At 44.1% G+C, this 21,877-nt stretch carries 21 protein-coding genes; 15 read left to right on the top strand and 6 right to left on the bottom strand.

The annotated features are described in order from the left end of the window. Nucleotides 1–2 precede the first annotated feature (2 nt). Nucleotides 3–1,037 (top strand): protease SohB, encoded by a 1,035-nt coding sequence (gene sohB / locus AELLOGFF_RS08500; RefSeq protein ID WP_159268343.1) that lies wholly within the window; start codon nucleotides 3–5, stop codon nucleotides 1,035–1,037. A gap of 90 nt (nucleotides 1,038–1,127) precedes the next feature. Further along, on the top strand, nucleotides 1,128–1,625 hold the full coding sequence (gene gspG, locus AELLOGFF_RS08495) for a type II secretion system major pseudopilin GspG (protein ID WP_327785480.1): 498 nt from the start codon (nucleotides 1,128–1,130) through the stop codon (nucleotides 1,623–1,625). Nucleotides 1,626–1,744: 119 nt separating this feature from the next. Here gspG and nhaB read toward each other — a convergent pair whose 3' ends face one another. Continuing rightward, nucleotides 1,745–3,250, bottom strand: a complete 1,506-nt coding sequence (gene nhaB, locus AELLOGFF_RS08490) for a sodium/proton antiporter NhaB (RefSeq protein ID WP_159268342.1) — start codon at nucleotides 3,248–3,250, stop codon at nucleotides 1,745–1,747. A 328-nt stretch (nucleotides 3,251–3,578) separates the two neighbouring features. Between nhaB and AELLOGFF_RS08485 the strand changes: the two genes are divergently transcribed. The 5 genes from AELLOGFF_RS08485 (at nucleotide 3,579) to AELLOGFF_RS08465 (ending at nucleotide 6,451) form a co-directional block, all read left to right on the top strand. After that, nucleotides 3,579–4,061 carry a hypothetical protein gene (locus tag AELLOGFF_RS08485; protein ID WP_200842627.1) on the top strand — a complete coding sequence of 161 codons (483 nt, stop codon included), beginning with the start codon at nucleotides 3,579–3,581 and terminating at the stop codon, nucleotides 4,059–4,061. 58 nt (nucleotides 4,062–4,119) lie between these two features. Then, on the top strand, nucleotides 4,120–4,533 hold the full coding sequence (locus tag AELLOGFF_RS08480; protein ID WP_159268340.1) for a hypothetical protein: 414 nt from the start codon (nucleotides 4,120–4,122) through the stop codon (nucleotides 4,531–4,533). Nucleotides 4,534–4,662: 129 nt separating this feature from the next. Further along, on the top strand, nucleotides 4,663–5,553 hold the full coding sequence (locus AELLOGFF_RS08475) for a hypothetical protein (RefSeq protein WP_159268339.1): 891 nt from the start codon (nucleotides 4,663–4,665) through the stop codon (nucleotides 5,551–5,553). 93 nt (nucleotides 5,554–5,646) lie between these two features. Then, nucleotides 5,647–6,084, top strand: a complete 438-nt coding sequence (locus AELLOGFF_RS08470; RefSeq protein ID WP_159268338.1) for a hypothetical protein — start codon at nucleotides 5,647–5,649, stop codon at nucleotides 6,082–6,084. Nucleotides 6,085–6,136: 52 nt separating this feature from the next. Beyond that, a complete protein-coding gene (locus AELLOGFF_RS08465) occupies nucleotides 6,137–6,451 on the top strand; it encodes a hypothetical protein (protein WP_159268337.1) in 315 nt (104 codons plus the stop codon). Between the two features lie 384 nt (nucleotides 6,452–6,835). Here AELLOGFF_RS08465 and AELLOGFF_RS08460 read toward each other — a convergent pair whose 3' ends face one another. Further along, a complete protein-coding gene (locus AELLOGFF_RS08460) occupies nucleotides 6,836–7,138 on the bottom strand; it encodes a metallophosphoesterase (protein ID WP_235035669.1) in 303 nt (100 codons plus the stop codon). Here AELLOGFF_RS08460 and AELLOGFF_RS18060 point away from each other — a divergent pair. Then, nucleotides 7,034–7,276: a hypothetical protein gene (locus tag AELLOGFF_RS18060; protein ID WP_235035678.1), complete on the top strand. Its 243-nt coding sequence runs from the start codon at nucleotides 7,034–7,036 to the stop codon at nucleotides 7,274–7,276. The two genes, AELLOGFF_RS08460 and AELLOGFF_RS18060, sit on opposite strands and share 105 nt — an antisense overlap. Nucleotides 7,277–7,521: 245 nt before the next feature. Here the strand turns inward: AELLOGFF_RS18060 and AELLOGFF_RS08455 are convergent, their stop codons facing one another. Continuing rightward, on the bottom strand, nucleotides 7,522–8,514 hold the full coding sequence (locus AELLOGFF_RS08455; RefSeq protein ID WP_159268335.1) for an integron integrase: 993 nt from the start codon (nucleotides 8,512–8,514) through the stop codon (nucleotides 7,522–7,524). Between the two features lie 329 nt (nucleotides 8,515–8,843). Between AELLOGFF_RS08455 and AELLOGFF_RS08450 the strand changes: the two genes are divergently transcribed. The 5 genes from AELLOGFF_RS08450 to AELLOGFF_RS08430 all read left to right on the top strand — a co-directional run bounded on the left by AELLOGFF_RS08450 (nucleotide 8,844) and on the right by AELLOGFF_RS08430 (nucleotide 14,065). Further along, nucleotides 8,844–9,308, top strand: coding sequence for a hypothetical protein (locus AELLOGFF_RS08450; RefSeq protein WP_159268334.1), 465 nt, complete (start codon nucleotides 8,844–8,846; stop codon nucleotides 9,306–9,308). A 119-nt stretch (nucleotides 9,309–9,427) separates the two neighbouring features. After that, nucleotides 9,428–10,018, top strand: a complete 591-nt coding sequence (locus tag AELLOGFF_RS08445) for a hypothetical protein (RefSeq protein ID WP_159268333.1) — start codon at nucleotides 9,428–9,430, stop codon at nucleotides 10,016–10,018. A 129-nt stretch (nucleotides 10,019–10,147) separates the two neighbouring features. Beyond that, nucleotides 10,148–10,774 (top strand): hypothetical protein, encoded by a 627-nt coding sequence (locus AELLOGFF_RS08440; protein ID WP_159268332.1) that lies wholly within the window; start codon nucleotides 10,148–10,150, stop codon nucleotides 10,772–10,774. 504 nt (nucleotides 10,775–11,278) lie between these two features. Beyond that, nucleotides 11,279–12,328, top strand: a complete 1,050-nt coding sequence (locus AELLOGFF_RS08435; protein WP_159268331.1) for a hypothetical protein — start codon at nucleotides 11,279–11,281, stop codon at nucleotides 12,326–12,328. A gap of 24 nt (nucleotides 12,329–12,352) precedes the next feature. After that, complete coding sequence (locus AELLOGFF_RS08430; protein WP_159268330.1) at nucleotides 12,353–14,065, top strand: hypothetical protein; 1,713 nt, start codon at nucleotides 12,353–12,355, stop codon at nucleotides 14,063–14,065. Nucleotides 14,066–14,220: 155 nt separating this feature from the next. Here the strand turns inward: AELLOGFF_RS08430 and AELLOGFF_RS08425 are convergent, their stop codons facing one another. Both AELLOGFF_RS08425 and AELLOGFF_RS08420 read right to left on the bottom strand, forming a co-directional pair. Then, nucleotides 14,221–14,691, bottom strand: a complete 471-nt coding sequence (locus AELLOGFF_RS08425; RefSeq protein WP_159268329.1) for a hypothetical protein — start codon at nucleotides 14,689–14,691, stop codon at nucleotides 14,221–14,223. 719 nt (nucleotides 14,692–15,410) lie between these two features. Next, on the bottom strand, nucleotides 15,411–18,500 hold the full coding sequence (locus AELLOGFF_RS08420) for a Tn3 family transposase (protein WP_159268328.1): 3,090 nt from the start codon (nucleotides 18,498–18,500) through the stop codon (nucleotides 15,411–15,413). A 215-nt stretch (nucleotides 18,501–18,715) separates the two neighbouring features. On the opposite strand from AELLOGFF_RS08420, the gene AELLOGFF_RS08415 reads away from it, so the two are divergent. Next, nucleotides 18,716–19,543, top strand: a complete 828-nt coding sequence (locus tag AELLOGFF_RS08415) for a SprT-like domain-containing protein (RefSeq protein ID WP_159268327.1) — start codon at nucleotides 18,716–18,718, stop codon at nucleotides 19,541–19,543. Nucleotides 19,544–20,040: 497 nt separating this feature from the next. Here AELLOGFF_RS08415 and AELLOGFF_RS08410 read toward each other — a convergent pair whose 3' ends face one another. Further along, entirely contained in the window at nucleotides 20,041–21,273 is a 1,233-nt protein-coding gene (locus AELLOGFF_RS08410) for a tyrosine-type recombinase/integrase (RefSeq protein ID WP_159268326.1), read from the bottom strand. Between the two features lie 187 nt (nucleotides 21,274–21,460). Here AELLOGFF_RS08410 and AELLOGFF_RS08405 point away from each other — a divergent pair, with 187 nt between their 5' ends. Then, nucleotides 21,461–21,829: a hypothetical protein gene (locus tag AELLOGFF_RS08405; RefSeq protein ID WP_159268325.1), complete on the top strand. Its 369-nt coding sequence runs from the start codon at nucleotides 21,461–21,463 to the stop codon at nucleotides 21,827–21,829. Nucleotides 21,830–21,877: the final 48 nt, after the last annotated feature.

The following is a 21,877-nucleotide window of genomic DNA, read 5'->3' as shown; positions in this document are numbered from 1 at the left end:
AGTTGGAATTTTTACTGGAATACGGCTTATTTTTGGCCAAGTCGGTCACAATTATTATTGCCGTTGTAGTCATTATTAGCGCTATCGCCGTAGCGAGCCAGCGTGGCAAACGTGAAAGCAATGATGGGCATATCGAAGTCTCCACCTTAAACCATAAGTTTGAGGATTGGGAAGACATGCTGAAGTATGAAATTCTCGACGAAGACACCTTTAAGAAAGAACACAAAGCCAAGAAAAAACAAGAGAAGCAAGATCGCAAGAAAAAGACTGAGGAAAAGAGGAAGCGGCTCTATGTTCTCGATTTTGACGGTGATATGAGTGCATCGGAAGTTGAGTTACTACGCCATGAAATATCTGCAGTATTAACGGTAGCTAAGCCCGAAGATGAAATCTTGTTGCGCTTAGAAAGCCCTGGCGGCATGGTGCATAGCTATGGCTTGGCGTCTTCGCAACTTCAGCGGATACGCAATCACGGCATCCCGCTTACAATTGCCATTGACCGTGTTGCCGCCAGCGGTGGCTATATGATGGCTTGTATCGGTAATAAAATTTTAGCCGCACCGTTCGCGGTAATAGGATCAATTGGGGTTGTTGCCCAACTGCCTAATTTTAATCGCTTATTAAAGAAGCATGATGTAGATGTCGAGCTGCATACTGCGGGTGCACATAAGCGCACATTAACCATGATCGGTGAAAATACTGACGAAGGCCGACAAAAATTTAAAGAAGAACTTGAGGAAACTCATATTCTCTTTAAAGAGTACGTCAGTGAGAACCGGCCACAGTTAGATATTGAACACATTGCCACCGGTGAAGTGTGGTATGGGAAGCGCGCTTTGGATCAAAAACTCATTGATGAGTTGTCTACCAGTGATGATTATTTGCTTTCTAAGCGTGAAGATACTGATCTATTTTTAGTTAAGTACCGCCAGAAACGCAGCCTGCAAGAACGGCTTGGCTTTGCAGCAGAGGCCGCGTTTAATCGTAGTTTAACCTCATTACTTGGTAAATTAAGCCAAAATCGTTATTGGGGTTAAGGCTTAGGGCGCGATAGTAGAAATGACTATCGCGTTTCCTTAAATATGCCCAAAAAGCGTACCTCCAGCGTTGTAAGAGAGAGGCTGATATTGACCAAACAACCCACCGTCATAATGTATAGCAAGTTAAAGCATGGACCACTTTATAAACAACAAGGGCTAAAGCGGTGGGAAATCGCGCTAATTCTTGTTATTTCCATGTTCATTGCTTTGGCAATTGGTTTCATCGTCAGTAAGCGTATTGAGTCTGCAATTAGTGAGCAGATAAATAATGATTTCACTCGGCTTTCCAACGCCTTACACCAGTATAAACTTGATAATAAGCGCTACCCAACAACCACGCAGGGTTTACATGCCCTGCTGGAAAACCCAACTTCTTCACCGCTAGCACCAATGTGGAAAGGCCCATATATAAGCCGAGAAACACTTATTCAAGATCCTTGGCGAAGAGCCTATCTCTATCAAAGTTCAGATGCGCCGCCGGGGTTTGAAATCAGCACCTATGGCGGGGATGCGGAAAAGGGGGGAGAAAACACTAATGCTGACGTGGTAATAAGCTACCAAAGTGATGAAAATTATTATGATTAAGTTGGAGTATGTTATGGGTGCTAGCCATACAAATACCATCTTTGTTTAGCTTAATTGAAAAACCAGCAGCAATAAAAAAGGGCCATTAGGCCCTTTTTTTATTGCTGAATAAAGCGGTGTTAATCAAAGAACCACACCATGGTAACGGCAACACTACTCATAACAATGGTGTATGGCAAAGCCATGATAACCATTTTTCCGTAGGACAATCGAATAAGCGGTGCCAGAGCCGATGTTAACAAAAACAAGAAAGCGGCTTGACCATTGGGTGTACCAACACTGGGAATGTTCGTACCGGTGTTAATGGCCACAGCTAAATGTTCCAACTCAACACGGGTTAGCGTGCCTGCATCATAGGCTGCTTTTACTTCATTAATGTATACCGTAGCGACAAACACATTGTCACTGATAACACTAAGTAGACCGTTTGCGACAAAGAACATCACAGTTCTTGCTTGGCCTTCCATTGCCAGTACCGAGTCAATAATGGGCTTGAACAAATGTTGCTCGTGAATAACCCCAACAATCGCAAAAAAGACAACGAGTAGGGCGGTAAAAGGTAGGGCTTCTTCAAACGCATGACCAATGCGGTGTTCGTCTACAATGCCGTTAAGGGCAGTTTGTAAAACGATGATGGTCAAACCAATTAAACCAACGGGAGCTAAATGTAAGGCAAGACCTATTACTAAGAAAATAGCCACCAAACCTTGTACAACGAGTTGAGCCACGTCGGCAGGGGTTCTTTTTTCGTCTTGTTCTTCGTTGTATTCAATCAATACAGCGCGAACTGAGTCAGGTAGTTTTGCGCCATAGCCAAACAGCCCAAAGACCTCAAGTAATGCGCAGGTAATTAAACCAGCCACTAGCACCGGCATAGTAATGGGCGCCATTATCTGGAAGAACTCAATGAAGCTCCAGCCCATTTTTTCTGCAATCAGAAGGTTCTGAGGTTCACCAACCAAGGTACAAACACCACCTAATGCCGTGCCCACCGCGCCGTGCATTAACAAGCTGCGTAAAAACGCACGAAATTGTTCTAAATCAGCTCGGGAATGATCGGTTACTTTATTGTCGTCACCGTGATCATGGTCGTGATGGGAGTGATGGCCGCCAGAAGCAACCCGGTGGTATACCGAGTAGAAACCAATACCCACGGCAATAAGCACTGCTGTTACTGTTAATGCATCTAAAAATGCACTTAATACTGCTGCCATCCCAGAGAATACAAGGGACAAGGCAATTTTTGAGCGTATGCCAAGCAAGAGCTTGGTAAATACAAAGAGCAGCAAATTCTTCATGAAGTAGATACCTGCCACCATAAATACGAGTAGGAGGATAACTTCAAAATTGTTTCTGGCTTCCATGTAGACCGTTTCGGGCGAAGCCATGCCAATAGCAATTGCCTCTAATGCAAGTAAACCGCCCGGTTGCAAAGGGTAGCACTTAAGTGCCATCGCCAATGTAAAGATAAACTCTGCAATCAGCGCCCAGCCAGCAATAAAGGGCCCAGCAGTGTAAAACAGGATGGGGTTAAGGATGAGAAAGCCAATAATCGCTTTTTTATACCACACTGGCGCATTACCGAGAAAATTGCTCGCAAAGGCGCGCACCATACTTTGATCCATAGATTTACAATCCTTATTCGTTGTCAATCGGGCACGGGTGACAGTAAGCGTCAGCCAGATAAATAACCGGCGCTAATCATAATACAGACTTGGACGCAGGAGAACCGCGCATGACAATAACATAGAGGTGCTTACTTTTTATGAACGCACTCCTGTAATCGATCAAGTTAGGACGTTATTTTGCACAGTCGTTATACCTTGAATAGGGTAAACTGCAGAAATGAGATATTTTTGCGCACTACTAATGACAGTCCTACCCAGCCTCGGTTATGGCGTCGAGCTTATCAAATTGACTCCGGTGGGCAGTACTACGCCTTTCCAAGGAGTAATGAGTTATACGGCACCGTTTAATAAAAACATTGATGCGTCGCTAGAGGTTGGCGATAGCTTATCTAAAGCCACCTTAGAATTACTTGAGGAAGATAATGTGCCCTTCAGGGTGCAGATACAGTTAGAAACCAGCATGTCGATCCAAAACGAAGGGCCACATCTTGATCTAATCGATTGGAGGCATTGCACTACTGAGTGGGCACTTATTGAATCAACAGACGATAACACCTTTCAACTGCCTGATTTTAACGACGTAAACGTAGATTGTTTCCCCGCCGTAACTGATGAGGAAATTGCGTCCGAAGTAATGCGAGTGGGAGGACAAGAGTGGGTTGATATTGCCAATGGCAAGGGTTGGCCGGCAGGTTATAGGCCGATTAGCATCGAACTTAGTCGCGTTCGCCTTAAAATCGAAAAATTCATTGAAGGGGAGTGGAGTAGGGTGACCGTGATGAACATTGCTATTCCGATGGGGTGTTAATGATCTTAATTAATTCAGAGTCCCTTACTGTTGTAAGTAATAAGGTGTGCTAGTTGTCATGAAATACAGTTGTGTTATTTGGGTAGTTATTCTCGTCTTATTGCAAGGTTGTGCAGGGACACGAAACAGTTATAAATCACTTATGGAAAATAGAGACGACGTTTCTGCTGTCTATTTAAAGGTCGGTGAAACCAAGGAAGTATTAGCCATTAGTCATGGTTTTCCCGGCTGGTGGGGGGTATACCCAGCCATAATCTCTCTTTCACCCGAGATTGCCAGTGTGAGTTGTAAGCAGCAGCGTAGCCTCATTCCCTTCCGTGCTCCTGGGCTTATTCTGGGCGGAAGGGTATGTTATGTAAGCGCAAATAGTGTGGGCAATACATGGTTGAAACAAGGTAACGAGTTTACTCTTAGCAGTGATTTAGCAAATATTCAGACCGACGGGATAAAGCTATATGTCGACGAAAATTAAGCATACTTACCGACTTAGTAACCCTATTAGCGTGAAAGTAACCGTCCTAAAACAAAATCGCGGTTCTTCTATAAAGGTGTCAACAAGGTGATCATTCCCGCCGGTGTTTTTGTTGGTGGTTCTGAGTAAATGCTTAAAAGCATTGGAAACACCTTAAAAGTAATGTGGTTGATTTTACTTTTTTGCGTTTCCCATTCTGTGTTCGCTAGCGATAGCTGGCAGATAACATCCCCAAATGATGAGCGCCTGTTTCTACAAATAAGCACTGAGTTTGATAAGCCAGATATCATCTCACTCAAAAAAGACGAGCAAACCTTATTTGAACGAAAAATGAACAGAGTGAGTTTGGCTGGTGTTTGCTTAGATAAAGTCACCGCTTCACCGAGTATTATTTTGTCGGAAACAATGGAAGGTGTCGGGGTTCAGCAACTGACCGTTTTAAGTCATAAAACCAATTGGCAAGCACTACACTTTCATCATATGGATCAGCTTGAAGATTGTTATCCAGCGCAGACGGGTTGGTTGCTGGATGACCAGCCAATGGATTGCATATGTGACTTCAGCGAGCAAGAAAGAACTCAAGCGTTTTATACTGGCTGGTATAGCTTATTAGATAGTTTTCCTCGCGGTCTGCATTGGGACCAAACTACGAAGCAACTTAATAGCGTGTTAATTAACGATGAATTAGGCTTAAACACGCTTTTGACGCAAGCTAGACACAATAATACGGTTGTTTTTGATAAGTTTGTGGACGGAAATCATTGGTTAATTATTGAATTCAATAATGGCATCTACCAATCGCTATCATTGGGGCTAGTTCACCAAGGTAAGCAATGGTTTGTATGGTATTACGTAACGGGTAATAGCAAAGCATTTCATGCCATCGAAAATATTGAATCACCACAGACAAATGAATTGAATGCAACATTCTGTGTCGAAGATTGCCAGTGGTGGGGGGAATTGGCGAACGTAAATATTGACCTTGCCAATCAATCCATTGAAATCATGGATGAGCATTAATCTGCTCACTTTCATTCATGAATAAGCAGCTTAATTCATTAGTTCGTAGCCAATAAGCTGTTTGTTAGCGAGATATTGATTAGAGTTCAACAAATGGATGTACTGACTAAACTTAAATATAAAATACGAGTAGGGATCTTAGACCTTCTTGTTCAGTTTCTTGCTTTATTCAAGCTTAAGCTAGGGGAGTCAAGCTCCTCTTTATTACTGAAAATGCGTTTTCAGCTTGAAATTGACGCATCCTTAGAAAAACAGTTTCAAGACGCCGCTCGTAAAAAGAATGCTTCTCATCATTGGGGTAAAATAGGCTGGTCTGTAGAAACTGCGGCAGTGCAAACTGCTGAAATAGCTGCTTGGCGTGATAGCGAAAATGCCGCCAGCTACTATGACCGAGTGTTACCCGCTATGGCAGGCTTAGCCGAAAGATACCGACATGACCGCCGTGATGACAGTGGCTACGCCTTGGGTACGGTTCGGGAAGTTGAGCGGGTACTCATCGCGCAGGCAGCACAAATAACAAAGGCTGATTAGATTTATCGAGGTAGCAAACTCAATCTGCTTAAATGAAATAGGTAGCAAAACTATGAAAATTATTAAAATATTAACCGTCGCAATTGCCTTAACCACTGTTCTGAATACACACGCGGCTTTATCACCGTCTTCTTTAAACACCAGGGATTTAACGACCATGGTTAGATTTATTGAAGATCACCCGCTTGTGGCTGAAACATTAAAGAGTATCGACCTAATGTCGCTAACGATATTTTTTGGCGATAATTGCGAAGTGTTATTTGAACGGGAGCAAGCGAGCTTTTTATCGTTTGGGCGCCCCGGGCCACAACCAAATATAAAATTTAAAATGAGTAATTGTGACTTAAAAGACGTTGATGAGAACTAATGTAAAGGTTTGTTACGTGGCCTTCTTGCCGATGAGCTATTTGAAGGTCACACATTCATAATGTGGAAAAGCACTGATTTCTGAATACTAGTTTCACTTTAAGAAAGGGCAGAGCAAGCTCATGTATTGTGACAACGATAATGTGGCTGGTCGACGACTTGAGGGTAAAAGCTCTTGCGAAACGCTATATCAACATGAAATTATTAGATAAATATATTGGGGTGACGCCTTTTTCAAAGGTCTATGGAAAAGGTGGCCTCTGCTCAGTCATGGTGATTCCCAAAGCAAAATGAGGTTTTGGTTATACCATTCTCAACGGACAGCGGTTGGATCAAATCCCCGCTGGCTAAACCTCCACAATCCGGCCTAGTTGAAATTCTGAGTTCAAATGATTTGGGTGGTAGTCCTAGGGTTGCAGAAAACGCGCGTGTTACAAATTCTGTAATCGCAGCCATTATGAACATGGCCATGAATCCACAAGCTAACGTTGTGGGACTCGACAATGTGATCCAGGTTCGAGGCGTAGGCCGCACCTGTTAATTCACCGGGTTGTCTGATCGGAAGAGAGCGAGCAGACGGAGCATGGTGCGTAAAAACGACGGTCGTTCGGCTTTCAGCGAGAGTAAGCTTTTCTTTGAGCCAAGAGAGCGATATTTCGTGGACTTTGGCCGCGTCGATCGGATTCAATTTAGAGTAGCGGGGCGCAACTCTGATTTTCTTGAAGTCCGTCATTTCCTGCTGACAGAAGCATCCCGCCAGGCGTGGATTACCAAACAGCCGGAAGTCAGTCCCGAGAGTACAACCGAGAAAACGTGTGGAAATTGAAAACAGGCTCCTTTGGCGCACTTAAGCCTATCGCTATTGTATTTTCTCTAACGAATGTCATTTGGTCCAAGTAATGCACATTGTCTTCTGGAGATATGACATACTCATTCTGTCTCAAAAAAGTCACATAGCGACCGTTGAACTCGCCACATGCTGGGCAGGTGTGTGCCAAAAGCAGTCATAGTGATCGATGCTTTACCTGACGGTGGTGTCACATTAGCGGACATTCAATTATCCGACGGTGATTAAGAGGCAAGGCTGTCGGCAGGGCTTAACACCCCTTTCCCACCTCGGTTGACTACGTGTGTGTAAATCTCCGTTGTGGAAATATCGGAATGCCCAAGCAACTCTTGAATCGTTCGGAGATTATAGCCCGCTTCGAGCAAATGTGTGGCAAATGAATGTCTCAGGCTGTGTGACCTCGCGGGCTTGTGTATGCCAGCGGCTTGAACGGCTTTGCGTATTTGCTTGGATAACGCGGAGGGGTGTAGATGATGTCGGCGAAGCGTGCCGGATCTTGGGTCTTTGCCGATTGTCGTTGACGGAAACAAAAATTGCCAGGCGATATCTGTCGCAGCGCTCGGATATTTTTTACTCAATGCATTAGGTAAATATACCTCGCCATAACCGTCAAGAACGTCCTGCTCATGCAGCCTTTTCACATGCTCTATTTGCTGTGTCAGCCGTGATATGAGCCGTTGCGGTAGCATTGTGGTGCGATCTTTATTGCCCTTGCCGCCACGGACAAAAATATTATTGCTGCCAAAATCGATATCTTTCACGCGAAGGGATAATAGCTCGGCTTTGCGCAAACCTGTTCCATACATGAGTTCAACCTGCAGGCGATGTACGCCCCTTAGCTGAGAAAGTATGGCGGCGATCTCATCCCTGCTGTAAACCACTGGTAATCGCTTTGGGGTGGGTGCAGGGCTAAACTTCAGATCGCCTACATCCACCGCCATGAAGCGCTTGTACATATAAACAAGCGCATTTAACGCAATTCGCTGAGTACTGACAGAACAATTCCTCTGCTCCGCCAAGTGAGATAGAAATGCCTCAATGTCTTGTGAGCCTAGATTTTTGGGGTGCTGGCGAGAATGGTAACGGATAAAGTTCTTAATCCAGAACAAGTAGGTCTGCTCGGTTCGATACGCGAGACCGTTTTGCCTGATATGTAACCGCAGCTGGTCAAGAAAACGCTTAGATCCTGGTGTTATAGTTGGGCGGATATCATCCATAAGCTCACCCCTTAATTACTGGTTATTTATACAGTGTTATGTTGGTGGTATGTAGTCAACCGCTTGTTCAGTGGAAGCGAGCTCACTAATTCCGTAGATCGTAGTCTAAGTTGTTGATTTCTTGATATATCGGTTTATGATCAGAAGAAGGGATTTTAGGAAAAATAGAGGGAGCGAGTCTTGCTAACATCGATAGCTAATTCAACTAAATACAATCAAGTGAATGATATTGCTATGGTTTTTGACGCCATTCAGAATCCGGCTCCGGAGATAGGGAGCCAAAGTGATATAAGGCCCCAGTCTTCATAATAAAACTGTTATAACTTCCAATGAATCGTACTTTATTATCATTATTCACTCTAATATTCTTGGCCGGATGTGATCACGATCCAGATGCTGGGGTTACAGACTACACATTTGGCTCATATAAAGACTTGGTTTGCGATGATGCAAAGTTCCAGGAATCTCAATACAACGAGTTTTTCTTGAAATTGCCAGAAGAAAAACGAAGGTCTATTGAAGAAAGACTATCTGCTACAAAAAGGAACTGCTCATCCTTAGCGAAGGTATATAAAGAGGTAGAGCCAAGCTATAAAATGCTGAAGCATGGTTCGTATTGGCCAAGAAAAGTTTATGTTCTCAGCCTACAAATAAGCGCTATAGACAGTCGTACAGTAGGCCTGTTTAAAAACCAAGAGGCTTGTGAGTCTGCATCTAGCCTACTCTCAGAGGTTGGTTATGAAGTAAGCTTATGTGGGTCACGAGGTATATTTTGGAAATATATTTGGTTATAACAAACAGCAGCACGATTGCCCGGCTGAAAAGCGCCGGGCAGGACGGCCTACATTGCGCTTCGCTTCATTTCGGCCGCCCGTGTGCTGGGCGTTAAAGCTACACTGCTACGAGAACCATTATGGAATTTATTCAACATTATGCGAAAGAGATATTTTCTTTAGTAATCCCGCTAATTACGTGGTTCTTAAATAATCGGTTTAAAGCGCGGGCTAAGCTTCAACTGGCCATTCCTCATAGCTTTACATTTATTGTCGACGAACCTTTGAGAGATCCGGATGGTAATGTCATCCGTGAAAAACAATCTGTTCATACGGCTTCACATGTAATCTCAAATTCTGGCCGAGAAACCGCGACCAGAGTAGAGCTGGTATTCAACTGGAAGCCGCTCTGCATTAATATTTGGCCTTCTCGGCATTATGAACAACATTCAGAGCAAGATGGTAGGCACGTCATGGTGTTTGAAAGTCTTGCACCAAATGAACAAATCGGTTTTGAGTTGCTTTCAGTCAACAATGACTTGCCGGCGCTAATTAATGCGCGAAGCGATCAATGTACGGCAACCACAATTGCTATGTATCCACAACCGGTTGAATCAGCTTGGAAGCGAAGGCTAGCAGTAACTCTATTATTTATGGGCTTTTCTTTCGCAATTTATCTAACAATCATATTGCTTCAGTTTCTTATTCTTGCAAACAACGGCGGGATATAGGTTTATGTCGAGAGAGGCTTTAACAAACAAAGGCTACCGACCCACTTTCGCTACGGCCTTGAAAAGCAAGGCCTCCGCGAAAGCGGTTGGCAGCTTTGGGCGTTATACAAAAATATTTGGGGAATAGTAATGACATTATCGAATTGGGCTGATGTTGCAACTATCGTAGGCTCGCTCGCTTTCGTAGGCATCGCAATTCAGGTCGGGATAGCGTATCAACAGCTAAAGGCTGATCATGAGCGCTCGAGGCGCGAAAAATCGGTAGAGCTTCTCATGGAGTGGACAAAGCAAATCAAAAAGGAAGGGTCTGTTGCAAGGAAGATTATCGAAACATTCGACCCGGAACAGTGTCGAGAGCTATTTAATCAGCAAGAAATAAAAATTGCAAAAAAGCATAAGAAGCTTCTGTCAGAGTTTTTTGAAGGGAATGGCTTTGAAGAAGGTGAAGAAGCAGAAGAAGGCGACAATGATATTACACTTTCTGAGGCACAATCAGCAGAGCTTCGATGGCATGCAGTTTCGTACCTTAACTCACTTGAGTCAGTGCTCGTGGCATGGCAGTACTCAGTTGTGGACCGGGATGTAATCGAACAGCAGTTCTCATATCTCTTTAAACCCGCAGATGGGCATGCGGCATTGCATGATTTCCGAGTGGCTGCTGGAGGGGAGAAATCTTATCCAGCTATAGAGGTTTTCTCTAATCATGTAGAACAGAACAGGCGAAAAAGTCTGAACCAGAAAGCCAATATTGTATAACAAGCGCAAGCACACGGGTCAATTTTCCGCTGCGCTTCAAATTGCCCGGTGTTGCGGGCGTTATCGAATGGCTGCTTTCCTGAAATAGTCCTTTCAAATTGACAGGCTTCGTATGACCGCTAAAGGGTGGGTTGAGCCTTTGGGGGTGGACTCTGATGAGTTGATTTCTGCTGGGTGCTAAAAGCGGTCCATCAGTCTTGAAGCTATAGGCTAGGAGCCGCGCAACAATGAGTATATTCATTAGTCGTAACTGATTTATCTTCATCGTGTGCTCATGCGGAGCAATAAACCTGCGGCTTGCCCGTACCTTCATTTTGAGCTGGCGCTCATGCGGCCGGTCCAGTGGGTTTTTTAATGCCCAGCGAAACGACACAAAAATAACTTAATGAATTGTGTAGTTGGATAGAAACTATCGAGATAAATCGCCATTTTCCGAAAACTTGTTTTCACTCGGATTTTTCATTTACTATTGGTTTTTTAGCCAAAAATAGATAAGAACTATATATGTCCCTAGCCAAGCCCTTGTATACCTCGTTGGTATTATTCAGCCTGATTAGCGTATCTGGCTGTGTGAGTTACACAGCAGAGGATTACCAAGCGGATTCGATTAAGCTCATGGAGGATAACTACGGTGCCGTAAAAGGTGAGTTGCCCAGCTTCACCGATCCCAAGGCCAAACAATTGGCTGAACAGTTTAAGGCTGGTCAGGCCCACGTCAGGGCTCATGGTACGCTTTTGTACGATCCTGTCGCTTATCCGGTCTGTGAACTTTCAGAGGAGGCCATCAAAAAGCGGATCGCCTTTTTCGCAGAGGGCGATATGTTGGCAGGTCATAAATCGACAGCTCAACAGACCGGCAAGGGCTCATTGGCCGCGCAAGCATCGGCTTCTACTCTCGATAGTTCGAAAATAACGAAGTATGTTTTAAAACAGACCTTGCTGGCCTACGAGCTCAGGGCTAGCGAGGCGCTTTGCAATAAGTACAAAAGTGGCGCAGAGTTAAAAACTGACGACCATATAATCTATACCAAAATCCGTGCAGACACCCACAAAGCCAAGATGGTCAATGGTGAAGAAATTGAGGATGTTTCCAGCCAACTGACTGAGAACACCATCCGCACTCGCTACAAAGTCCTAGAGCACACGCCGGGCGCTCCGCCAGTAATTGAGCACACCACCGAGGTCTTCACATCACGGCACATGATCGATGAAGAAGCCCTAGACATACTCGGCAAGAGCCTAGATATGGCAGCTATAATCGGTGATATGGGCAACTATATGCTTGCGTATCAATCCGATAAATTAAATTTGCAATTTAGCGACAGTAGCAACACCCCAGGCTTTTTTACGACTCAACAGACTATCAAGCTGGCAGGCGGTCGCTCTAAAAATATGACTTATAGGGGTAAACAGCCCAGCAGTATCTATCGTTTCCAGGATGCTAAAATGCACGGTTTGCAGGAAACCTACAATAGCAGCCCGTATCTAGGCAATACAAGCATGTGTTACGAGATGGGCGAAAGAGTTGAACGCCCTGACTGCCTGACATTTTAGTGTTAACACGCCCTAAGGAAATACATGTTTATTGCAGCTCGTACCCCCAGATTGTTTCTGCTCACCCTATCACTTCTGAGTACATTCAGCATGCTGCAAGGATGCGCCACTAGCGGTGAATCGCTATCCATGCCCCATAGCGGCCCGCTGGCACAGTGTATTGAGGGTGATTGCCGCAATGGCTATGGCACTAAAAAGGCCGTGAACGCGGACTATACGATAGCCGGGCAATGGCAAGAGGGAGAGCCGACTAGCGGTGACTACGAGGTGAGCTATCGCGGGCAAACGTGGACGACGCAGTATCGCGATGGCCTACCCGTGCAGGGCGCTAAACTCTACCCCCATGTGCGAAGCGATGAGTTCGATGTGTTCGTGGGCAGCTGGCAACGCTATGGGGACCCCTTTTCCGAAACCACCGTCGTCATCCCTTTAGAAGGCACTTATGTCACGTCTCAAGGATTTCATTTTAGCGGGGTGTTTAAAGCCTTTCCAACAATGGGTGCTAACCGCGAACTCTATAAATCAAACCCCGAAGGCCACTACTGGCCCTACCTGAATGCCGTGTTTATCGGGAAGATTGAATACCAGGGACAAAAGGAAGTGGGGGTTTACGCGCGCCGCGATTGGGAAGTTGGCACGCCGCTAATTCGCTTTGACCCAGGTATACTTCCGGCGGATTCCGAGGTGTTGAAACGGCTACAAAAAGAAACCCGCGCCGAGTTGAGCACCTTATCTGACTGGCAGTACAGCGAAAAAAAATCAGAACTTAATTTCGACATAGGTAAAATACTCGCCATTGCCGCGGGTGTCGCGACCGCTGCCAGTTCGAATCTTTCGGCTCAACAACAAACTGAATTCATTAGTGCCTACAGTATGGACGTAATGGGCGGCAGCACATCTAACCTACAAGCCCTTCAGGGCAAATACGGCGACAATCGTTCTGCGGATGAAATACTCACACAATTCAACAAAACCGCTGGCGACTATTATCAGCAAGCGCAGACTCAAGCGGCAAGCACTTTAGTTACCAGCATCTCATCTAATCCACGAGTAACAGCGCCAACCGCAACTGTGTTTACATCAAATAAAAATACCGCTAACGCCCCAGCATCGCCACAGCAAAACTGCCTAGCGAAGCATGATCACATCTGGCTTGAAGATAGTCAGCACTGCACGAGAAAAGCCAGCTTAGCTGCCAAGCAATGCGGGCAAGCGGGTGGTGGCTATACGCACAGAGGTTGCGTGATCAACACGGTGGCTTATCAGCCTCGGTTTGGCGGTCGCACCCTGCATTCCAACGCCAATCTTTACCCCACTATGCCGGCGCAATCTGCGCGCGGTCGTATTGCCGCATCGACCGATACTCAGGCTAACAACAACGAGTGCGTGGCCCGCATGGAAAGCGGCATGGCTTTGCCGAGAGTCGCTCGTGACTATTGCCGGTATATTCTTACCGATGATACCCGCACTGCCGAATTTACCTTTGAAGGTGCAAGCTGGGGTTTTGATTCATCCTCCACTGAGGAGGCTGCCAAAAAATTATTGAAAGACAACCTCATAAAGCTCGCAAAAAAGAAATGTGGCACGCAAGGCTACTCTGTGGTTTTTCACGACGATACTTTGGAAGCGTATGACATAAATCCCTACGTAAAGGAGTGTAAATCCAGATCGGTTTTCGGCAGCGAGGAATATATCTGCCGTGGTAATACCAGCTTTTTTTGCGGACGCTACCAATAGAACCCAAACATAGGCCATCAAAGGGAAAAATCGGAACGGCTTTATTTGATTGGACCGCTTCAGGGTCTGGGTGATTGACCGCTTTCAGTTAAGTAGCTTAGCTTGAATATTATAAATAATTGATATTAAAATGTTTTTTCTTAAGAGAACTACCGCTATCGATCTGGACTCAATCTCGGGACCTGGACTGCATCTCCGGGCAGGGCACTGCTACTTTTCTCGGCCAAGTCATTTGCTAAACTCCCTGCATCGTCGATATAACGAATGGCACTGCGTATATCTTTCCATTTAACCCAGCTCATAAGCTCTCGGGCGTCCGTTTTATGGCCGATCGCGTAATTAGCAAAACCTCGGCGCATCGAATGTGTCGAAAACCCTTTAGGATCGATGTCTGCGCGGAGTAGGGCAGAGCGCATCATTTTCATTACGCTATTAATATGAAGTGGCTCCACACCAGGGCGACCCCAGCGGTCTACTTTGACAAAAGCAGGTCCAGTCTCGACCATTCGGGCTGACTGCCAATCAAGCATGGCATTCACCGGGCAGAGTTCTGACATCTCTTTTAGCGTCCATGCCTGACCTTCGGCGTTCTTATCACCTTTACTCGACGGGAGGTAAAGGCGCATGGATAGCTCTACACGACCAAATCTATAACGTATGGTGATCGAGGTGGTGCAGCAAAAAGAGCTGAGTATTGATGAAAAGAGCCTCGGGTATTTTATTTTCACACTGGCGGTAAACTGCCCAGACCGTTATTCAGTAAAAATAAGCCTAGCATTCGACTTGTAGGGAGTTGTTACGGCTACTGCTCGAAACCTCGATACCGGCGATGAATTACGGCAAGAAATGGATGACCAAGCCTGGCCTTAGATGATCAGTTATTAAAGCAAAAACAATGGGGCGAGAATATGCTTATAAATTCATAGTTAAGAGAGATTTGGGGTAGCTGTATAGTTGGCGTGATATAGGTTTGCATTTACCCTTTAAAAAATCCGATACTGTCAAGTATTGGAAATAGTGAGCCTAGGCTGATATAGTTGGGATGTGCTTAATTCGCTTATCTAGGATAACTCTATGGCCACGCCTAAACCAGTTCCTCTATATCCAACGTACAAAGATCTTAAAGACGTTCGGCTTGAAGAATTTCCTGATTTAAAAAGCTTACTTACCAACTCAGATCAATGGAAATTAAAGGCATGGCGCTGGGGTCAGGAATTTCTATCCTATATTGGCTACTTGACGACATCGAGGTAAATATTGCATCAAAGATGGGTAAGTACCTGTAATATATGACTTTATTAATTCTGCAAATGGTTTTTTAAATGCTTACGAATCTAAGTTGTTCTCATTCTATTTGAACTGAATGACGGAGTTTAAGATTCCGCATTTGCTGTAGCGACGCTAAGAATACAGGACCTTCTAGATGATCAATTTCATAGGTACCGAGCATATTTATATGTTCCCAGCTAATAACTGAGCCTTCTGAAATTCCATCGGCAACCGCCTGGCGCTGTTCACTATCGCCTATTGAGAGTAAATAATCTGATAGATACAAATAATTCCATGCTATAACTATATTTTGTAGAATAGTACTGCAAAGAAGAACCCTCTCTATATCCTCTTTTGCACCAACATATAGTCGTTTACCACGACCGTGAAAAATTGATCTGGACAAACTTTGACCAAGCTCAACCTTGTTTAATTGTTTTTCAATTCTCTGGCGTAGATCCAGATCGTTCATATAGTGCAGCAAAAAATGTGTTTTCAGCAACCGGCCAAATTCTTTAACCGCGCGATACAGCTCGGTGTCTTTAGTGCTGGAGGATAGCTTTCGGAATATGTCTGCAGCAGAAACATAGTTCATCTTGATGCTAGCCATTAGCCTTAGAATATCGTCCCACCGTTTAACAATAAGTTTCCTGTTTAACTTGGTCTTAGGAGCTACCCTGAAATTGCTATTTTTTTGAAGCGACTCACTATCGTAAGCGTAGAGAGTTTGGTGCTGTACTGATTTTATACGCGGAGCAAACGTAATGCCAAGGAAGTGCATCGCGGAAAAAATTGCTTCGGTATAGCCGTGCGTGTCTGTTGAATGTAAGTGAGATTTATTTTTGAATTTGGATTCTGGATACAATGTACGCTTCGATTCAACCATGCCTTCCAACATATATGGCGCTTCTCGCTCGGAAGAGGTGAGAACATTTACATTGAAAAATATCTGCTGTTCATCAATAAAACTATTAGCACTTATTCCTTTGTCTTTACCATAGTATTTGTAAGAAAAATTAGCCATTAATGAATCCACCGCGACAACCATTTTCCTGCCGTCACTTGAGGTATGAAGCCGTCCTTCCTCATCAGAGTATATGCCTGGCAATGTAAGACTCTGAATAAGTTTAACAATCATCTCATTTACACCTTTCAAATTAGAAACAGAAAATCGATTAGATTCGATATCTCTAAGTTGCTTAAGGGTGATGCCATTGCAGGCTTTAGCCATTTGATGATGCCCAATATTTGTACCCAAGCTCATTAGCGCAGCATAAGCATGAGGTAATTTAAATTCTTCGCTAGAAAAGCGTTTAGTGCTATGTTCGAATTGATCAGTGAAATTAGTGAACGAATTAATTTGATGAATCATTTGATACAAGCTCAAGCTTGCGTCTTCCCCCAATAATTTGGATACGAATTGATCAGTGGAAAAGTTTGTCGCAGGCGTGTCGATCCACCAAGATCCGTCCTTATGGAATTTAACATAAGGGTTTTCATTTTCATTGATACGGTTATTAACCTCCTTGAGAAGCTCTGTAACAGAGCCGCCGATTGAGTCTAGGTATGTAATTGGGTCTCTATAGGCCATCAAAGTTGTAGATGTCAGTATTTGATCTTTTGATTTCCTCCAAAATTCAGCAGGTATGAAATAAGACTCAGCCGGTCGATACTTGTAGCTATATTTGAGAGATAATGACTCGTCTTTTAAACTTTCAAACACCTTGATAAACAAGAGAATTTTAAACTTCTCAGTGGAGGAAAACTCATCTTCACGGAAAATTAAAGCTTGTTCAGATGTCGATAAGAATTCCATCGACGTGAGTTCGGTGACCTTAGATAGTCCTTTTTGATAAGAGTGCAGAGCTTCTGCTAAATGAGGATCTGTACCGTCATCAAAGACCAAGTGTTTCAGAAGGGGGCCGACACGGCCCTGTATTGTTTTTGACTGACTAAATATGTAATGGTAGTAATCAAGCTTATTGCGTCGTTTTTTGACGTCGTCGTCGACCCTTTGTAATTTTTCATCTACATCTTCAAAATCTGACAGCATGAATGCTTCAGCTAAACTAATAATTTCTTTAATTTTAGATTTATCTGTCTTCGTAGGATTATTTCCAATTTCTATTATTTTTCTAACTATCTCTTTGCTGTTTCTCGTTACGTTTGTTAATGCAGCCGCAGCGTCCAATACCTCTTTTTCATGCCTTTCATTTTCTCTATTTTGATAGGTGCTGGCGTTATTTTTTAGACTAGTGATAATCTTTTTGAAAGCGTCGACCGCAGCGTCAGATCTGTGGAAATACTGGTACTGGAGGTAGGCTAGAAGATGTAAATTTCGCCTATCTACATCTCGAAATTTTTTCACTCGTGGCACTGTTGCCTGCTTTACCCAGATAGCAAGATCTTCTGTTGCTTCTTGGGTAAGGCGCATAGAATCTATTACGTGGTGAAATTCCACGTACAGTTTTTGGAAACGATTTAATATATCGCCGTTCATTATGCAGTCTTGACGCCTTACCCCTTGATTAATTCGTTTTACGTCGCGATGTAACAAGAACTCCTCTGAGTTATGCACTAACTGAGTTAGGACTGCATTATTCTCGTCTGTAAGTCTTTTTCTGATTTCCTTGCCGATGTTTGACTCATATTCATGGTATTTGGCTTGTATTATATCTCGGACCACAGCATACGATGGTACCTCTCGATGCTGATCCAAACAGTAGTCTAATAAAAAATATGCAATATCGGATTTACGCCGTCTTTTATCAACGAGGGACTGGGCGACATTTATAAGCTGTTGTTTGAAAGGCCCATCAAAAGTATGCCAATCGTACACTTCAAGTATTTTTCGCTTATGGCGAGAAGCAACGTCCGCTGGATAAATAAGCCGTGATTCAGATATCGGTAAAGCCAGAGCTTTTCTAGCAGCGCGAATATGTTCTAAGGGGAAGTGTGACGCAGGAAAAAACTGACGTTTGCGCGTGAAATAGATAACTTGGAGTAAGAACCCGACCTTGTAGTCATCTTGAGTAATTTTATTCATTACGCGTTGCGTTGCAGAATCACAAGCGAAAAGGCTACGCTGTCGTAAATCAAGCTTTGGAAACGAATCCCAATATTTCCGAGGGGTAGGATCTAGGATGTGCTCTTTTTGCTCTTTCATGGTAATTTGATTCGCAATCGTTAATACACACCTTCTTTTTATAATATATTACTATTAAAAATCACATATAAATAACTAAAATCATGAAGTTTTGTTGTGTACACTACAATATTCTTTTATTTTAGCTATATAATACAGTTTTTTTATAACGTAATAGAATAACGAATGCAGGCAGATTATTTCCCTTTTTACTTCGTTGTGTACATCATATACAGATGAATCCAACATCAGAATTATACCAATCTCTTCAAATCGCCTATGACCTTTTCAATGAGAGGCTGTTTGAGAGCTCATTGCCCCCTGTTATTTTTACCGTGCAGCGAAAGCCTGGTGTGATGGGGTATTTTGCGGGGGATCGGTGGAGTGACGCACAGGGTAGTATAGTTAGCGAAATTTCGATAAATCCATCATATATCGCGAGCTCAAGGCTCATCGAAGTTATGCAGACGTTGGTGCATGAAATGGTGCATTGTTGGCAACATATTCATGGTACCCCAGGTCGTAAGTTTTATCACAATCTGGAGTGGGCAAAGAAAATGATTGATATTGGTCTTATGCCTAGCTCTACAGGAGAGCCTGGAGGGAAGATAACAGGCCAGTTTATGAGCGATTACATATTGAAAGACGGACGCTTCCTGAAAGTTTTTGGTGAATTAGAGGCAAATGACGAACTCCACCTAACTTGGGTTGACCGGAAAGCCTTACCGAGGTTATTCGAACCGGTGATAGCAGGGCGCTTACCTGAGACAACAGGCAATGTTTTTGAAGAACCCAGTACCGCTCGTGGTGAAAAAGATCTAGTCCAACTTTATGCAAATAATGTTACGGATTATGAGCAGGTTTCCGAGCAGATACCGACTATCTCCCTTGAAGGTAGAAAACCACTTTTGCCTGACGAGCTACAAATACACGATATTCCAAAACGAAAAACGCGCATTAGATACAAGTGCCCGGGCTGCGATGTTATTGTTTATGGGCGACCGAATTTAAATTTAACATGCGGAGATTGCAATTGTAGCTTTGAGGGAGAGCTTATATTCTAATCACATACCCTAGTTTTACTCACCACGGCACGGCTCCCAAACGCTGGCAACTTTCGGAAGTATCAAGAGGGTTACTGTCCAATCATATTGACTTGCATACAGTTTCATCTCAGTAACTGGACAAACGGCTTCAGCGTGTGGAAACCAAATGCGGGCGGGTAGCTCTTGGCCTTGCACGTTACTTGCGATTCCATGATTAGCCGCCAGTGACGCGGCCGGAATCGCTATGGTCTGGTGTCGAGTATTAAAGAATGCTCCGGCTTTCTTCGCACTTTTACTTGACGACGCCCAAAACATATAGCCATCGAGGGATAGGACTAATATGGGGATTGGTCGGGATTAAGCCTATTTCAGCGATAGGCTACAGTAATGTATTGATTTAAAAGAAATTATCTTAATTTAAGCACTGAGTAGAGGTTTTAGGGGTACTGAGTGATTTTGACTATTTTATCTCAGAATATTCATTATCTTACTGAAAAATGATGAGTTTTACTCAGCTAAACTTTCCGCTCTTTACCACTAGCTGCACGCTTTTTGTCATCTGCCTGAACATACACGGTGTCAGTCGTAGACATGCTCGCATGGCCCAAATCCTCGGATACATCTTTAAGTGAGCGGCCGCGCTCAATCTCTAAACTCGCACCTGTATGCCGCAACCAATGTGACGTCGCTTCTTTAAAATTACTAGCATTGTCTTCACCATAGCGTGCCTTCATTTGTTCGTACGCTTGGTCGAATACTTCCTGCACTAATCTTGATAATTGTCGCGCCGTCATTCCCCCACGGCCTCGGAGTTTTTCAATAATAGGGTGGTTTTCACCAGGTACAGGCAGCTTATTTAAGCCTCGGTAGAGCCGGTAGCGCGTTAAATAGCTTAGAAAGCTCGGTGGAACCGTAATATCTCGGACTTTTCGACCCTTACCATAGATCTTCAACCACCAATTATTGTCATTATCCTTCCAAAAGTGACTCATGGTGGGCGACCATTCTGCGCGATCTGAGTACTCAGAAATGCGCAGAAAAAGGGTTTTTAATGATGCAATGAGAAACAGGTTTCGTTCATATCGCGAGTCGTCATCGGCCATGGTATGAGCAACCTCCAGCAGGAAATTCCACTGGTCTTCCGTTAAGCGTTTTACGTCCTTGACCTGTGCATCTTTGATCAAATATCGACAATCCTTCTTGGCTAATTGAACAGGGTTGCCGTAGCAGTATTCTTCATCAGTTAGATGTTTATAGAAGGCATTAACGGCGGTAAACGTCGCTTGTAAGGTTTCTTGCGAGGGACGGTATTTTTTCTTGTCCGGCTTTGATATGTCGCCTTTGGCAATCATCAGCCGGAATGGTGCCCATTCAGAGTTACTTATGTACAGGCCGCCTTTAATCAGAAACTTCTCAACATTCGATAAACATATCCACGTTAATGGCGGTCGCCAGCAGAAATCTGCATATTCTAAAATATCGGCTTTTCGGTATTGGTCGATTGGCTTATTTTTGATGAGAAATGCCCAGAGCAGAAATTTCTCGACTTCAGAACGAAATCGCGTGAATGTGTGTTCTGATTTGTTGCGACCAATATAAGATAGAAATTCCTGACCCCATAGCCACGCTTTAGATTTCCATTGATCGGTATCGGCTAACACGGCTGCGAGGTCGGGAAACTCTTCAAGCTTTACAGCTTTGAGGTCTTTGTATGTCGGGTACAGCGGGACAGGTTTAGGAATAGCCATGGATTTTCCTGATATCTACAGATAAGAGTATATAGTCGACTATCAGTATTCTAGCACCCCTCACGCCCTATTTCCAATACGTCACCGTATCGGATAATTTATAGCTATGACCTCCTCATGGTAATTCTAAAAAGCCATCTGAAATGAACGTCTTGCAGCTCAAGCAGGGAAAGAATAAAATCGTCGAATGAAAAAGCGCCTCACCTACATACTTATCCTTTCGCTGATGTTGTTTACCACATCGGGCTGGGGCAGCGTATTGCAGGCGGCCTATTGTGATCCAACAACGGCCGTTGCGGCTGAGCACATGACGCCGAACATGCAAACCACTGATATGCAGGGTGATTGCGATACACCAGCAAACTGCTGCTGTGTGGATAGCAATAATAGCTGTGAAAACATCGATTGTGGCATTGGCGGACTAACGGCAAGTTTTCTACCACCCCTCCCTATCGCAGCACTAGAGAAAATACCGGCATCCCCGACATTCTCCCTCCCGCTTCCGCCCAATCCAGCGTTTCAACGCTTACTGCACCGACCCCCAAAATTTTCATAATTTACTAATAGGCACCGGACAACGGTGCGTGGTTTGGCCTATTTATAG

It is taken from the genome of Zhongshania aliphaticivorans (genome assembly GCF_902705875.1).
Taxonomy (GTDB): Bacteria; Pseudomonadota; Gammaproteobacteria; order Pseudomonadales; family Spongiibacteraceae; genus Spongiibacter; species Spongiibacter aliphaticivorans_A.
The sequence above is the reverse complement of the archived record's forward strand: the minus strand, read 5'-3'. Positions and strand labels throughout refer to the sequence as shown.